This window comes from Bradyrhizobium sp. HKCCYLS3077 (assembly GCF_051167555.1).
Taxonomy (GTDB): domain Bacteria; phylum Pseudomonadota; class Alphaproteobacteria; order Rhizobiales; family Xanthobacteraceae; genus Bradyrhizobium.
This window is the reverse complement of sequence record NZ_JBNPTH010000005.1, coordinates 443,395-458,695: the sequence shown is the minus strand read 5'-3', so window position 1 is coordinate 458,695 and position 15,301 is coordinate 443,395. Positions and strand designations below refer to the sequence as shown.

General features: G+C 64.3%; 12 protein-coding genes and 1 tRNA gene. 3 read left to right on the top strand and 10 right to left on the bottom strand.

Translation table 11 applies throughout. The features are described 5' to 3' along the window. Positions 1-56 precede the first annotated feature (56 nt). The 4 genes from ACQR0Z_RS22485 to dapA are packed head-to-tail and all read right to left on the bottom strand — an operon-like array spanning position 57 to position 2,522. Positions 57-641: a peroxiredoxin gene (locus ACQR0Z_RS22485; RefSeq protein ID WP_434920076.1), complete on the bottom strand. Its 585-nt coding sequence runs from the start codon at positions 639-641 to the stop codon at positions 57-59. 60 nt (positions 642-701) lie between these two features. After that, entirely contained in the window at positions 702-1,175 is a 474-nt protein-coding gene (gene smpB, locus ACQR0Z_RS22480) for an SsrA-binding protein SmpB (RefSeq protein WP_434862107.1), read from the bottom strand. A gap of 1 nt (position 1,176) precedes the next feature. Further along, on the bottom strand, positions 1,177-1,593 hold the full coding sequence (mscL, locus tag ACQR0Z_RS22475) for a large conductance mechanosensitive channel protein MscL (protein ID WP_434862106.1): 417 nt from the start codon (positions 1,591-1,593) through the stop codon (positions 1,177-1,179). A gap of 38 nt (positions 1,594-1,631) precedes the next feature. After that, complete coding sequence (gene dapA, locus ACQR0Z_RS22470; protein ID WP_434920075.1) at positions 1,632-2,522, bottom strand: 4-hydroxy-tetrahydrodipicolinate synthase; 891 nt, start codon at positions 2,520-2,522, stop codon at positions 1,632-1,634. A gap of 321 nt (positions 2,523-2,843) precedes the next feature. Here dapA and ACQR0Z_RS22465 point away from each other — a divergent pair, with 321 nt between their 5' ends. Continuing rightward, a complete protein-coding gene (locus tag ACQR0Z_RS22465) occupies positions 2,844-5,174 on the top strand; it encodes a transglycosylase SLT domain-containing protein (RefSeq protein ID WP_434920074.1) in 2,331 nt (776 codons plus the stop codon). 93 nt (positions 5,175-5,267) lie between these two features. Here the strand turns inward: ACQR0Z_RS22465 and ACQR0Z_RS22460 are convergent, their stop codons facing one another. Both ACQR0Z_RS22460 and ACQR0Z_RS22455 read right to left on the bottom strand, forming a co-directional pair. Next, positions 5,268-6,758, bottom strand: coding sequence for a porin (locus ACQR0Z_RS22460; RefSeq protein ID WP_434920073.1), 1,491 nt, complete (start codon positions 6,756-6,758; stop codon positions 5,268-5,270). Positions 6,759-7,426: 668 nt separating this feature from the next. Next, positions 7,427-8,920, bottom strand: coding sequence for a porin (locus tag ACQR0Z_RS22455; protein ID WP_434862102.1), 1,494 nt, complete (start codon positions 8,918-8,920; stop codon positions 7,427-7,429). 401 nt (positions 8,921-9,321) lie between these two features. Between ACQR0Z_RS22455 and ACQR0Z_RS22450 the strand changes: the two genes are divergently transcribed. After that, positions 9,322-9,843 (top strand): MarR family winged helix-turn-helix transcriptional regulator, encoded by a 522-nt coding sequence (locus ACQR0Z_RS22450; protein ID WP_434878604.1) that lies wholly within the window; start codon positions 9,322-9,324, stop codon positions 9,841-9,843. Positions 9,844-9,909: 66 nt separating this feature from the next. Here ACQR0Z_RS22450 and ACQR0Z_RS22445 read toward each other — a convergent pair whose 3' ends face one another. Then, entirely contained in the window at positions 9,910-11,004 is a 1,095-nt protein-coding gene (locus tag ACQR0Z_RS22445) for an alpha/beta hydrolase family protein (RefSeq protein ID WP_434862100.1), read from the bottom strand. A gap of 630 nt (positions 11,005-11,634) precedes the next feature. Beyond that, entirely contained in the window at positions 11,635-13,128 is a 1,494-nt protein-coding gene (locus ACQR0Z_RS22440) for a porin (RefSeq protein WP_434920072.1), read from the bottom strand. 709 nt (positions 13,129-13,837) lie between these two features. Here ACQR0Z_RS22440 and ACQR0Z_RS22435 point away from each other — a divergent pair. Continuing rightward, a tRNA-Ser gene (locus ACQR0Z_RS22435) sits at positions 13,838-13,930 on the top strand. Positions 13,931-14,102: 172 nt separating this feature from the next. Here ACQR0Z_RS22435 and ACQR0Z_RS22430 read toward each other — a convergent pair. Further along, on the bottom strand, positions 14,103-14,456 hold the full coding sequence (locus ACQR0Z_RS22430; protein ID WP_434920071.1) for a hypothetical protein: 354 nt from the start codon (positions 14,454-14,456) through the stop codon (positions 14,103-14,105). 214 nt (positions 14,457-14,670) lie between these two features. Next, on the bottom strand, positions 14,671-14,937 hold the full coding sequence (locus ACQR0Z_RS22425; protein ID WP_434861717.1) for a hypothetical protein: 267 nt from the start codon (positions 14,935-14,937) through the stop codon (positions 14,671-14,673). Positions 14,938-15,301 lie beyond the last annotated feature (364 nt).

Below are 15,301 nucleotides of genomic sequence, written 5' to 3'. Positions count from 1 at the left end.
AAGCGACCGGTAGAGGCGTGTGCCGATCGGCGGTCCCCGTGTCGGGCGATGCGGCCTCACGCCGTCGAGGCAGGATTGTCCTTCAGCCATGCCAGCACGTCGCCCGCGTTCCGGTCCGGCGGAAACACCGGATAGAAGACGTGGGTGATGCGGGCATCGTCGACGACCATCGCGAGGCGCTTGATCAAGGTGAGACCGGCGATCTCCATCGTCGGCAGACGCAGCGCGTGGGTCAGTTCGAGCATCTCGTCGGACAGCACCGGAAACGGCAGATGCAGACGGGCCGCCATCTCGGTCTGGTAGGCGTTGCTCTGCGTCGACAGGCCGAACACGTGGGCGGCGCCTGCCGCCTTCAACTCGCCGAACAGGTCGCGGAAGCTGCAGGCCTGCGGGGTGCAGCCGCGCGCGCCGGGAATCAGGTCCCAGTCTTCGACCAGCGACACCTTGCCCGGCTCTCCGGTTCGCGGATAGGCGAAGATGACGGTGCGCCCCGGCAGGTCCGACAGCGTCACCACCGTATCGTCGGTGGCGCGCAGGCGGATCGCGGGAAGCGTCATTCCCACCAGATGCTCGGCCGCGCCATCATCGGTCGGCGCCGGAATGAGGCTCCAGTCGACATTCAACAGGTTCTTCTGGTTCATCAGCTCGCTTCCCTGGCCTGGGCGGACCGTCGCGGAAAGCGCGATAGCAGCTGACGCGCGTCAGCCGCGCGCCCGCAGCAGACGGCCCTTCTCGCGGCTCCAATCGCGCTTCTTCTCGCTCTCGCGCTTGTCGTGCAGCTTCTTGCCTTTGGCAACCGCGAGCAGGAGCTTGGCGCGGCCGCGCTCGTTGAAATAGAGCTTCAACGGAATCAGGGTCATGCCTTCGCGGTCGACGGCGCCCAGCAGCTTGTTGATCTGCTTGCGATGCAGCAGCAGCTTGCGCGGCCGCTTCGGCTCATGATTGAAGCGGTTGGCCTGCAGATATTCGGGAATGTTGGCGTTGATCAGCCAGATCTCGCCGTCGCGTGAATCCGCATAGGATTCCGCGATCGTCGACTTGCCGCTGCGGACCGACTTCACCTCGGTGCCGGTCAGCGCGATGCCGGCCTCGATGGTGTCCTCGATCGCATAGTTGAACCGCGCCTTGCGGTTCTCGGCGGCGACGGTGATCTTGGGCTCGTTCTTGTCGGCCACGTCAGGCTTTCTTCAGGAGATCCCTGATCTCGGTCAGCAACTCGACTTCGCGCGAAGGCTTCGGCGCCGCCGCAGGCTCACTCTCCTGCAGCCGCTTCAGCCGGTTCATCACCCGGATGATCATGAACAGCACGAAGGCGATGATGAAGAAGTTCAGGGTCAGTGTCAGGAACTGTCCATAAGCGAGCACGGCGCCCTGCTTCTTGGCATCGGCGAGGTTGCCGGCGCTCACCGACTTGGACAGCGGGATGAAGTAGTTCGAGAAGTCGAGGCCGCCGGTGATCGCGCCGATGATCGGCATGATGACGTCGGCGACCAGCGAGTTGACGATGGCGCCGAAGGCCGCGCCGATGATGACGCCGACCGCGAGGTCGACGACGTTGCCCTTCATCGCGAATTCACGGAACTCCTTCAACATGTCTGCATCCCCCTCAGACGTGCGAGAAACGGCTCAACTCAGTTGATCAGCCCGGCATGAACCATGGCCTGGCGCACCGCGATCCGCGTCGGCTCCGACACCGGCACCATCGGCAGCCGCAGCTTCTCCTCGAGCTTGCCGAGCAGCGACAGCGCGTACTTGATCGGCGCCGGATTGGACTCGATGAACAGGTTGGTGTGCAAGGGCATCAGCTTGTCATGGATCTTCAGCGCGGTCGCCAGATCACCCTTCTGCCAGGCCGTGTGGAACTCCGAGCACAGCCGCGGCGCGACGTTGGAGGTCACGGAGATGCAGCCATGGCCGCCATGCGCCATGTAGCCGATGATGGTGGCGTCCTCGCCGGAGAGCTGGTTGAACTCCTCGCCCATCGCCGCGCGCTGCTGCGACACCCGCACCATGCTGGCGGTGGCGTCCTTGACGCCGGCGATGTTCTTCAGGTCGAACAGCCGCTTCATGGTGTCGACGGACATGTCGATGACCGAGCGCGGCGGGATGTTGTAGATGATGATCGGAATGCCGATCGCGTCGTTGATGGCCTTGAAGTGCTGATAAAGGCCTTCTTGGGTCGGCTTGTTATAGTACGGCGTGACGACCAGCACTGCATCGGCGCCCGCCTTCTCGGCATGCTGGGCGAGCTCGACGGCTTCCTTGGTGGAGTTGGAGCCGGCACCGGCGATCACCGGGACGCGACCCTTGGCCTCGGCGATGCACCACTCCACGACCTGCTTGTGCTCGTCATGGCTGAGCGTCGGGCTCTCGCCGGTCGTGCCGACCGGCACCAGGCCATGGGTGCCCTCGTCGATCTGCCAGTTCACCAGGCTCCGGAACGCCGCCTCGTCGACCGCGCCGTTCTTGAAAGGCGTCACCAAGGCGGTGAAAGAGCCCCGGAAATTCGTCTTGGCTGCCATGAAACTCCTCCCAAACGCCTTTTGGCCCCTGCACGAACGCACTTCATAACGGGTCTGCCGACGGGGCGGAAGGCCCGCCCGCGGCGGACCTGCCTTCTCAACAGGCACCATTCGACCGCCAAACCGACCGGCCAAGCCGCCCGCGCCGTCGAAGATGGCGAACGCGGCGGACGGCTGGCGGAGCCTCACGCCGCCCTTCGGTCGTGATTTCGCCCCGGTGTTGGCGCAGGTTGCAATCCTTCCCTGCACATTTAGGATTTGTTCACCTTTTCGATAGACCCATTGGTCAGGGATCGTAGACATCCGTTGCAAAGGAACGCCGTGCCCTTTTCTGCCCGCGCCGCTGCATTGCGATCGACCGCCCTTTCGGTGTCTCTCTCGGTGTCCTTGGCCGCCGGCCTGACGCTCGGACCGGCGCTCGATCTGGCTCTCGCCAAGGAAAAGGACAAGGCGACGACCGCCAAGACTCCGATCAAGGTTCCGATGCCGAAGGTGCGCCCGATCGCGCGCGGCGCGGTTCCGAAGCCTGCCGAGACGGCCGAGACCAGAAGCAAGGTGGATGCCCGCGCGGAGGTAAAGGCGGACGCCAAGTCCGCCGCGAAGGGAACGGGCGACGTGCCGCGGTCGGCCCCGGCGCCAAGGGACATCACCCCGCCCCCGGCCGCCAGCCTGCCGCCGCGCCATCATGCCGCCCTGCCCGCCTCCCGGAAGCCGATCGTCCCGGCCGCGATCGCCGCGACGGCATCGACCTCGCAGTCGGACAAGGAGGCGCTGGAGAACGTCATCGAGCTCGTGCGCAAGCGCAAGCCCGACGACGCGACTCAGGTCGTGCAGGCGATCTCCGATCCGGTCGCGCGCAAGCTCGCCGAATGGGTGATCCTGCGCAGCGACAACAACAATGTGAGTGTCGAGCGCTATCGCGCCTTCATCACGGCCAATCCCAGCTGGCCGTCGCAGACCTTCATGCGGCGCCGGCTCGAGGCTGCGCTGTGGGACGACAAGCGCGATGATTCCGTCGTGTGGTCCTGGTTCGAGAACGAATCGCCGCTGTCGGCCAAGGGCCGCTTCGCGCTCGCCCGCGTCCTGCTCAACCGCGGCGACCGCGCCAATGCCGAACGGCTGGTGCGCGAGGCCTGGCGCAGCGACGCGATGTCGGAAGAGACCGAGAACAACGTGCTCGACCAGTTCGGGGCGCTGTTGTCCGGCGGCGACCACAAGGCGCGGATGGACACGCTGCTGTATGGCAGCGAGCACGACGCGGCGATGCGCGCCGCGCGGCGGCTGGGCTCAGGGCATGTCGCACTCGCCAAGGCGCGGATCGCGGCCTATCGCAAGGCCTCCAACAGCCAGAGCCTGCTGGAGGCGGTGCCGCGCGAACTCCACGGCGATCCCGGCTACATCTTCAGCCGCATCCAGCTCCTGCGCCGCGACGAGAAGTTCACGGAAGCCGCGCAGCTGATGCTGAGCGCGCCGAAGGATCCCGGCCGGCTGCACAATCTCGACGAATGGTGGATCGAGCGCCGGCTGCTGGCGCGCAAGATGATCGATACCGGCGAATACAAGAGCGCCTATCTGATCGCCCGCGACGCGGCGCTGCCGAACCGCGACATCTACAAGACCGAGCAGGAATTCACCGCCGGCTGGATCGCACTGCGCTTTCTCAACGATCCCGCCACCGCCGCCCAGCATTTCGCCCGCATCGGCGTCGGCAGCGTCAATCCGACGACCCTGGCGCGGGCCGGCTATTGGCAGGGCCGTGCCGCGGAGGCGATGGGGCGGATGCAGGAGGCGCGCGCGGCCTATCAATCGGCGGCGGAGCAGTCGACCAGTTATTACGGCCAGCTGGCTCGCGCCAAGCTCGGCCTGCCGCAGCTCGGCCTCAACGCCGCGCCGACCGGCCGGGGCCGCGGCATCGAGCGGCTCGAAGTCGTTCGCGCGGTGCAACTGCTGTACGACATCGACGAGGGCGAGGTCGCGATCCCGATCTTTTCCGACATGGGCGACAATGGCGATCCCGATGTGCTGGTGGGACTTGCGGAGATCGCGGGCCGCAACAGCGACGCGCGCGCGATGCTGCTGGTCGGCAAGGCCGCGCTCAATCGCGGGCTGCCGTTCGACCACTACGCCTATCCGGTGTCCGGCATCCCCGCCTTCCGCTCGATCGGCCCCGAGGTCGAGCAGAGCGTGATCTTTTCGATCGCGCGCCAGGAGAGCGCCTTCAACCAGGCGGTGGTGTCGCCGGCGCAGGCCTATGGGCTGATGCAGGTCACGCCGGATGCCGGCCGCTATGTCTGCAAGCGCGCCGGCGTCAGCTTCGACCTGAACCGGATGAAGACCGACCCGGTGTACAACGCGCAACTCGGCGCCGCCGAGCTCGGCGGCCTGCTCGAGGACTATCGCGGCTCCTACATCATGACGTTCGCGGCCTACAATGCCGGCCGCGGCAGCGTGCGCAAATGGGTGGAGCGCTATGGCGACCCGCGCGATCCCAAGGTGGACGCGGTCGACTGGGTCGAGCTGATCCCGTTCGCGGAAACCCGCAATTATGTCCAGCGGGTGATGGAGAACCTGCAGGTCTATCGCGCCCGCTTCGGCGGCGGCTCGCGGCTGCAGATCGAAGCCGATCTGCGCCGCGGCGCTGTCGTGGAATAGCGAGTAGCGAGTAGCGAGTAGCGAGTAGCGAACGGAGATCTGACGTCTCGGTCAACCCCTGTTCGCTACTCCCTATTCGCCACTCGCCTCTTCTTACCAGTTGCGCTGGGCGCGCAGCAGCAGCGAGACCGAATCCTGGTCCTTCAGCTGATACGTCGTCGCCGGCTTGGCCACAGCCGCAGCCACCGGCGCATTCGCATTACCCGTGAACTTCTGGTCGAGCCTTGTCCAGGCGACGTCCGCCGAGAAGGTCAGGTTCTTGACCGGCGTCCAGCGCGTGATCACGCCCACCGTGGAGATGTTGAAGTCCGGATTGCAGTTCGCCGGCGTGATGCCGAGGGCAACCATGCCGGCGCCATTGCAGATCAGGGCCTTGGCGGTCGCGTTGTAGGTCACCGCGCTCCAGGAGCCGTAGATCGCGGTGTTCCAGGCCGGATCCCAATTGTGGGTGAAGGCGCCGCGGAAGCCGTAGGTCGTGGTCAGCTGCTGTTGGGTATTGGCTCCGAACACGGAATCGGACACGCCGGCGAAGCCCAGGCTCTGGAAGGCGCCGGGCACGTTGGTGCCGCCATACATCGCGTAATTGATCGGTGCGAGGCTCTGGAAGTTGTAGCGGCTGGCGCCGTTGGTGTAGACGCCCTGCACGTTCAGCGTATCGCCCGGACCGGTCGGAATGTTCTTGATCGAGAGGGCGAGCTGGCCGGCATATCCCCATTTGTCGGCCGGATGCCCGGTGGTTTCATTGCCGCCGAAGAAGGCGGCATGATTGTCGTGAGCCGCGAAGGACGCCTGGAACAGGCCCCAGGCCTGGTCGACACGCACCATGCCGACGATGTCGGGCGCGACGTTGCCGCCGAAATTCGACGCGCCATAAGCGCCCGTGATCACGCCGGCCGCGGTCTGCCCGGCCGTGTTCCAGATCTGCGATTGCGAATATTGCGTCGCGTCCTGCAGCGAGATCGCGGCCGTGATGCCGGAGCCGAAGTCGGCGGTGTAGGTGAACTGGTTGACGCCGGTGATGGTGCCGCCGCCGCCGGTCAGACCGTCGAAATTGTTGCCGGGATAGTTCGCCCAGGGCGCATCGAACTGCGACACGGCCTTGCCCATCGTGAAGCCGGCGAACTGGATGAAGGCATAGAAGACGCCGAGCGTGCCGCCTGCGATCGCGTCACCCGTATAGGTCGACGGGTTGGAGCCCGTCGTGGTGCCGCCCGTCCACTGAAACACGCCGTCGAAGAAGGTGCGGACGACGCCGTACTCCGTCGCGGTGCGGGTGTCGATATTGAGGTCGGCCCGCGAACGCGTCGTGTAGTAGTTGCTCAGACGGTTCCGGGCGCCGCCGGCGCCGTTCACGGCATTCTGGAAGATGGCGTTGGTCCCCAAGCCGGCTTCGGCGCGCAGATAGCCGCCGAGCTTGATGCAGGTGTCGGTTCCCGGGATGTAGAAGAACCCCGCGCCGTACATCGAGCAGACCCGCACATACTCGACCGCTTTGGCCTTGATCGGAAGGTCGGCTGCCTGAGCCCCACTCATGGCGAGCAACGTCGCCGCTGAGCCCAGAACAAGGCTCCTCACAGTCTTCATACTAACCTCCAAAATTGCTCAGTTCAGACCGGCCCGGCTCGACATCGAACGACCGTCCCCACGGTCAGCCCGTCTCCAGCTGCACCACAGTGCTCGCGCATAGCGTGGCACTCGGAACGATCGCGAGGCGAACTTGGTGTTTTATCGGACCATTCTCGTGGCCGGCCGGATCATGCATGTGGCGCGACGACGGCGCGGCACGCCCGCATCCGACACTCCGGATTAATGTGTGCCCGGTGCACGCGACCGCTGAATGCATGTCGCGGTTGTGGCGGCAATGCAGCGGCATTGATCTCAACGCGGGCCGACATGCGCCATGACCCACAAGTTCAGCGCGCCGCTGCCGGCCACGCCATGTGCTCGATATCTGTCCAGTGAGCAAATCGTGCGATCGCCGAACGGCGCAGGGTCGTCGCTCTCACGCATGTGTGAGCAGAGCAGCCACACAGCCGTCGCGAAGATCCAGCCTGATGCCGCCGCACCTTCCGGTTGCTTCCGGGAAAGCGAAACGCTCGTCAGGCGTCGGCAGGGATCTCGACGACAGCACGGAGGGGTGTTCAACAGATGGCAGCGATCGCGCAGACATCGACGAAATGAAGCGAACCATGAAACAAAGAAAAACCCCCGGCGGTTGCCCGCCGGGGGTTCGTCAGACCGTCGTCAGACGATCAGAAGTTGCGCTGAGCGCGGAGCAGCAGCACAGCCGACTGCTGATCCTTGAGCTCGTACACCGCGGCCGGCTTGGCAGCGGCAGCGTTGCCGGTCGAAGCGATCACGCCCGAGTTCTTCTGGTCGAGCCAGGTGTAGGCGAAGTCAGCCGAGAACGTCAGGTTCTTGACCGGGGTCCAGCGGGTGATCACGCCGACGGTGGCGAGGTCGAAGTTCGGGTTGCAGGTCGAGCCCGCACCGAACGCCGCCAGCACCGCGCCGCTGCAGATCAGGCCGCGAGCCGTGTCGTTGTAACGAACAGCAGCCCAAGAACCGTACACCGCAGTGTTCCAGGCCGGGTTCCAGTTGTGGGTGTAGCCACCACGGAAGCCGTAGGTCGTGGTCAGCTGCTGCTCACCGCCCGTCGCGAAGACGGAGTCGGCGATGCCAGCAATGCCGATGCTCTGGTAGGCGAGCGGGTTACCCGTGCCGCCGTACATGGCGTAGTTGTTCGGCAGCAGGCTGTGGAAGTTGTAGCGGCTCGCACCGTTGGTGTAGACGCCCTGGATGTTGATGGTGTCGCCGGGGCCGGTCGGGATGTTCTTGATCGACAAGGCCAGCTGAGCAGCCCAACCCCACTTGTCAGCCGGGTGACCGGTGACTTCGGTGGCGCCGTAGTAGGCGGTGTGGTTGTCATGCGCAGCGAACGAAGCCTGGAACAGACCCCAAGCCTGGTCGACGCGGACCATACCGACGATGTCCGGAGCGACGTTGCCGCCGTAGCTCTGGGCGCCGTAGACGCCGGTCACGAAGTTCGCAACCGTGTTGCCGGTCGTGTTCCAGAGGTTGTTCTGGGTGTAGGCCGTCGCATCCTGCAGCGAAATCGCCGCCGTGATGCCCGAGCCGAAATCAGCCGTGTAGGTGAACTGATTGACACCCGTGACCGTGCCGCCGCCGCCGGCGAGACCGTCGAAGTTGTTGCCCGGATAGTTGGTCCAGGGCGTGTCGAACTGCGACACGGCCTTACCCATGGTGAAGCCGGCGAACTGGATGAAGGCGTAGTACACGCCGAGCGAGCCGCCCGCGATGCCGTTGTCGGTCGCGCCGTAGGCCGACGGGGCCGAGCCGGCGAAGCCACCGGTGGTCCAGGAGAAGGTCAGGTCAGCGAAGGTGCGGACCACGCCGTATTCGGTCGCGGTGCGCGTGTCGATGTTCAGGTCCTGACGAGCGCGAGAGGTGTAGTAGTTGCTGAGGCGGTTGCGGGCACCGCCCGAACCGTTGAACGCGCCGTTGAAGTCGCTGTTCGTGTTGAACGCGGTTTCAGCGCGCAGATAGCCGCCCAGCTTGATGCAGGTGTCGGTGCCGGGGATGTAGTAGAAGCCCGCACCATACAGGGAGCAAACCTTCACATACTCGACCGCTTTGGCCTTGATCGGAAGGTCGGCCGCCTGAGCCGCGGACATGGCGAGCAGAACTGCCGCCGAGCCGAGGACAAGGCTCTTAACCGTCTTCATTTAAACCTCCAAGTTGCTCTTTTGAGAAAGAACCGGACCAGGATCCCCCAGGACGATCCGCTTCCTCCGCTCCCGAAAAACCGCTTCAGTCGCTTCGCGCCATCGGACACACCCGCATCACGCGAGGGACTTAAGCGAAACCACCTGTTACGGGACGATCGAGTAACCCCCCACCGTCGTCAGGAACTATGCCTTCGCTCATTCGGTAAGCAAAATAGTTTATGCAGTCAGGTAATTGAATGAAGCCGAAATGTGTCTTGAGGGCAACACCGAGGCAGCTTGTTGTGCAACGCAAGGGGCTCTGCGGATTACCTCCTAGATAAGTGATTTTGTTGCGGATTTTTTTTCTTTAGGGTCGAGTCTCGTACTGGATCTCCTGAGCAATGGCGCCCTTGAAGAACATGTCTGCCGCACCTGTGGAAACGGACGCGCAACCGCAGACGGCTGAAAATCCGCCGAAGAATCGCGACGCCATCCTCCGCTTCGCCCGCGAAATCTCGACCATCAACGTCCATCTGGAAGAGCTGCGTTACTTCTGGGCCAAGAGAATCGGCATCAGCGGGCCGCAATGGATGATCCTGATGGCGATCTCCGAGCTGGATAAGGGCGAAGGCGTCGCCGTGAATGCGGCGGCCAAGCGACTGCACGTCGATCCGTCCTTCGTCACGACGCAATCGAAGCTGCTCGAGAAGAAGGGCTTCATGGAGCGGAAGCCCGCCGCCAACGACGCGCGCGTCGTGCTGATGTCGCTGACGGACAAGACCTCGCAACAATTTGCCGAGCTCGAAACGCAGCAGTTGCAGATCTTCGGCTTCATCTTCGAGGAATTCGACGCGCACGAGCTTGCGACCTTCACGGACAAGCTCGCCGGTCTCAAGGACCGCTTCGAAAAGGCCAGTGCCCGACTCACGATGGGTCTCTGACGACCGATCGGATCACGACCGACAATCCCGAACTGTCGTCAGGCCCGCCGCCGGACCGGCGCCGGGTCAGCCCACCACGCGGGGACGCGCGACCAGGCGACGCGCGAGCCAGTCGAAGACGAAAGCATCCGCCTCCAGCGCAGCAGCGCCTTCTCCCGACACGATTTTGAGCGTGATGTCGGGGTGCTCGCGCCTGATCTGCGCGACGAGCCGCGTCGCGATATCCGCCCGCAGCCAGCCGCGTTCCGGCACTGTCACCAGCAGCGGGCACGTAATCTGCCGCGCCGCGAGGCCATCGCTCGCGATCGGCATCCGGCCGCGCGCACTGCCGGCGAGTCGGCGCGACAGGAAGACCCGTTCGTGAATGTCCCACAGGCCGGCATCGCACACCGCGGCCGCATAACGCGGGTCGAGGGCGATGCCGCGCGCGACGAAGGATGAGCTCCAATCGTCGGCAAGGATCGCAATCCGGCTGTCGTCCACATCATCGCGCGACGTGACGTAGTCCGTGACGCTCGCAATCGCCGATTCAAGATCGGGGCGGCCGACGATCTCATCGAATCGGCATTCCAGGCCGCTCCCGAGCAGATCGACGACGAGAAGGGCCAGGCCGCGCTGTTCCGCGTGATATGCGAGCTTGAACAGCGACGTCTCCTTGCGACGGCCGGGCTCCCCGATGCAGATGACGGTCGGCGCCCTGCCCGCCTCGCCGCGCGCCGGCAGAAAATAAGCTTCGAGCGGATAGTCGGCGCGCCAGGGAATCGTCACGACCTCGCCTTGCGGGTCGGTCGAGCGCAGGAAGTCGCGGGCACATTCGCGCATGCGCGCCAGCGCGGCCGATTGGTGCGACCGGGAACTGCTGAACGGACAAGCCGCCGCCTCATAGCAATCGACCGCCCGGGACCATTTGCGAAACGCGAGTTGAAAATCACCGGTGGTGGCAGCATCGCTTGCAGCAGACTTCATCCCGTCGGCGCAGGCCATCCACTCGCAATACCAGGACTCGTCATCGCTGGCGTCGATCCGCTGCGCGGTGGCGAGACATTCCGCCAGGTCCGCCCGACCGTCAGGCCGCGCCTCCAGCAGACGCGTGATCACACCAGCCAGATCTTCTTGCTCCGACCACGGACGCAGAACTTCCAGAGAGCCTTCCGAACTCATCTTGGACTGATTCCCCACTCACGCGACGGTGTATGTCCCCGTCATCTTACGGTCATCGTGACCATCCGGGGTTTTCCGGTCAAGCACATGTGTCAGGATTTTTCGCTTTGCGAACCTCAGCCCTGCCGCAACGCCAGCGGCTCAGTGCCGCATCTCGCGACGGGGGCCTGACGCCGGTTTCGGCGCCGTTCCGGGATGGCGCGCACGGACGCGATGACGCACGTCAACGGGGACGCTCTGAAATGAAAACGCCCAGAAGCGAAGCGCTCAGAAAAGAAGAAGCCCCCGGCGGGGCATCGCCAGAGGCTTCCTGGGGTTTAACATCGGATCGTCAGTCTTACAGTTGCAGTGTCGTCCTTGCGGGGACTGATGGATATCAGGCGAGCAAAAATTAGCTTATCAACTCACCTGTTTTCAACATCATTTTTCAAAAAAATACCGTCCCTCGCCAAGCCGTTCGACTATCGAATTTGCAGCGCACAAGCAGGGCCAAAGCTGCCGCGTTGGGCAAGCGCCTCCCGCCATGCAGCTCGTCAAGCCGGGTTTCGTTCGTCGAGGTCCCAGCATAAATAGCAAAAACCCCCGGCAGTTTCCTGCCGGGGGCTCTTGAACCGGATCAGATGATCAGGATCAGAAGTTGCGCTGAGCGCGGAGCAGCAAGGACACCGAGTTCTGGTCCTTGAGCTGGTAGGTCACGCCAGCCGGCTTCGCGACGGTGGCCGAACCCGGGTAAGCAATGTTGCCCGAGTACTTCTGGTCCAGGTTGGTCCAGGCCACGTCAGCCGAGAAGGTCAGGTTCTTGACCGGGGTCCAGCGGGTGATCACACCCAGCGAGGAGATGTTGAAGTCGGGGTTGCAGGTGAAGCCCGCGCCCGCCAGACCAGCCATCGCCGCGCTGCCGCAGATCAGGCCCTTGGCAGTGTTGTTGTAGGACACGGCAGCCCACGAACCGTAGATCGCCGAGTTCCAGGACGGGCTCCAGTTGTGGGTGTAAGCACCACGGAAGCCGTAGGTCGTGGTCAGCTGCTGGTCGCCACCGGTCGTGTAGACCGAGTCGGCCAGGCCAGCGAAGCCGAGCGTGCCGTAGACGCCAGCCGTGCTGCTGCCGCCGTACATCGCGTAGGAGGTCGGCACCAGGCTCTGAGCGTTGTAGCGGCTCGCACCGTTGGTGTAGACGCCCTGGATGTTGATGGTGTCGCCGGGGCCGGTCGGGATGTTCTTGATCGACAAGGCCAGCTGAGCAGCCCAACCCCACTTGTCAGCCGGGTGACCGGTGACTTCGGTGGCGCCGTAGTAGGCGGTGTGGTTGTCATGCGCAGCGAACGAAGCCTGGAACAGACCCCAAGCCTGGTCGACGCGGACCATACCGACGATGTCCGGAGCGACGTTGCCGCCGTAGCTGGCCGTGCCGTAAGCGCCGCCGATGATGCCTGCACCGGTGATGCCAGCGGTGTTCCAGATGTTGGTCTGGTAGTAGCCGGTCGCGTCCTGAGCCGAGATCGCAGCCGTGATGCCCGAGCCGAAGTCGGCGGTGTAGGTGAACTGGTTGACACCGGTCACGGTGCCGCCGCCGCCCCACAGGCCGTCGAAGTTGTTGCCCGGATAGTTGGTCCAGGGCGTGTCGAACTGCGACACGGCCTTACCCATGGTGAAGCCGGCGAACTGGATGAAGGCATAGTACACGCCGAGCGAGCCGCCCGCGACGCCGTCACCGGTGTAGGCCGACGGAGCCGAGCCAGCGGTGTTGCCGGTGGTCCAGGTGAAGGTCAGGTCAGCATAGGTGCGGACCACGCCGTACTCGGTCGCGGTGCGCGTGTCGATGTTGAGGTCCTGACGAGCGCGGCTGTAGTAGTAGTTGCTGAGGCGGTTGTTGGCGCCAGCCGAACCGTTCACAGCGTTGTTGTACTGGCCGTTCGAGGCGAACGACGTCTCGGCGCGGACGTAGCCGCCGAGCTTGATGCAGGTGTCGGTGCCGGGGATGTAGTAGAAGCCAGCGCCGTAGAGCGAGCAGACCTTCACATACTCGACCGCCTTGGCCTTGATCGGAAGGTCAGCTGCCTGGGCCCCAGACATGGCGACGAGAACTGCCGCCGAGCCAAGGACGAGGCTCTTGATCGTGTTCATAGTGTTAAACCTCCAAGTTGCTCAGTCAGGGAAGGTTCCGCCTCCGCTGGGTGTGAACACCCTTGGGTTGGACCCGTTATCCCTCTTCGACCCGTCGCTCAGCCGCTTCGCGCTATCGGACACACCCGCATGAACGCGAGGGACTTGAGCGAACGACCTAAACGGGACGACGTCGGGATGCCCCCCTTCGTCGTGGGAGCAGAATTACCGAAGGTCTTTGCACACGCAACAAAGGAACCATCATTGCGGCGGCCGAGCGGCGCCTTTTCAAACCGGTGTTGCAGAAAAGGCACGCAACCGTGGTTCTGCGGGAACAGCTAAGGTGCTGTTTATGTTACTGTTTTATAACAACGCAATCTTGGGTGCGTTCACCCTGGCGCACTCGCCTGCCAGGAACGCGCCTCAACTCAGGCGGTGCGGGTCACGAATCCGGCCAGCGTCGCGCGGAGAGAATCGCAACGGGAGGTCCGCGCTGCGCGGCGCCCCCACCTCAGGCAACCCGCCGCATATAGAGAGCGACGGCATATAGAGAGAGAGCCGCTGTCTCCCCGCTGCTTCGAGCAGATCGGCCGCCTCTGGCTCGTGTCCGGACCGGGCAGTGCCCCCGTCCTGGAGGCCTGGTCGGGGCCGCGGACCTGTGAGGATTTCGAAATCGCGTGCAATCTGCCGCTTGCGGCTCAGCGCGCCGTGGGGCATACCGACCCCAGCCGGAGAGGTGGCCGAGTGGCTGAAGGCAACGCTTTGCTAAAGCGTCATACGGTCTCAAGCTGTATCGAGGGTTCGAATCCCTCCCTCTCCGCCAGACACTTGGCGACGCCGCCTCCCCCACTCTGATGGCTGATGCGCGATCCCGACGACCTGCCCTCAGTCAGGGCAGCCGGGTCACGGGCAATCTCGAATCTGAAAAGAATTCTCGCGCAGGCCGCTCCGACAGGGCGAGCTGGCGAAGCCACGGGACGCCTGACGCTCCCAGTTCAATCGAACAGGCTGCGGCTGATGTTGATCACGAACGCCGCGGGCACGCCGATCACGGCGCCGACGAAGCCATAGCCGAGGGCGGCCCACCACGACGCCGCGCCTCCGGCGCCCATCACCGCACCATAGGCGGCGCCAAGGCCCGTGCAGAGCGCGGTCACGACGATGAGCCGGCGATCATTGGTCGCTTCGATCCGCAGCCGCCGCAGTTCGCGCCGGCTTTGCACCACCGGCCCTGCCGGCTCGGTCGAGCCGCAGTGCGGGCACGCCACCGCGCTGAACGAGACGCCGTTGCCGCAGTCATGGCAGCCGATCAGCTCTTGCTGCCTCGCCTGTCGCCGCGCCTGACTCATGCCACCATCCCGCTTCCTGCGTCACCTTAAGACGACAGATAGGAGATCTGGAGGCGCGCGGCGAGAGCTCAGCCCTGCAGCCAAGAGCCCTGCGGCCACGACGATCCGGATGACGGATCGCATATCGACCAGCAGCGACATCGCCTTGATGGCGCGATCCGGCATCTGCCTTCGCTGGACGCGGAGTGTCCGCCGCGCCGCGGAGGGATCGCGTTCAGCGCGCGCTCATCCAGGCGCGAGCCTCGCGCTGCGCCGTGGCGATCTCGGCGTCGGTCATCTGCTCGGCGATCTCACGGCGCATCGCCACGGCATCCACGCGTCCCTTCAGAGCGGCGAGGTTGAACCATTTGTGCGCGGCGATCAGATCGACCACACCGTCGCGACCGCTCGCATAGAGCATGCCGAGTTCGAACAGCACGTCGCCATTGGCGCCCTGCTCGGCGGTGGTCACGTCATCGAAATTGAGTTGTCCCTGAAACATTGTCGCTCTCCTTCTCGCAAGGAGGCCGCTCGCACCCGAGCCCTGCCCCCGTCCAACTGTTCAACGCCTGGTTAGTCCCCATGCCGTCTCGCGGCTTATGCGAGAAAGATGACCGATCAAGTTTGAAAGGCAGTTTAAGCATTGTGCTGAACGAGCCCTGAACGCGGAACCCCGCATTCGACAGGGCGCGCCTCAATACATTGAATCGCTTCAACTTTTCCGAGCCGTCAAAGAGCGGTTTACCGTTCTGTTTGGCAAAACCATAACCATCCACGACGACGATGGATGTGACGCCGCGCACGGAGGAGAAGCGCGGGCTGGGAGGCTGACGCGGACGAGCGCTCGCGTCGCGTTGCGACGTCCC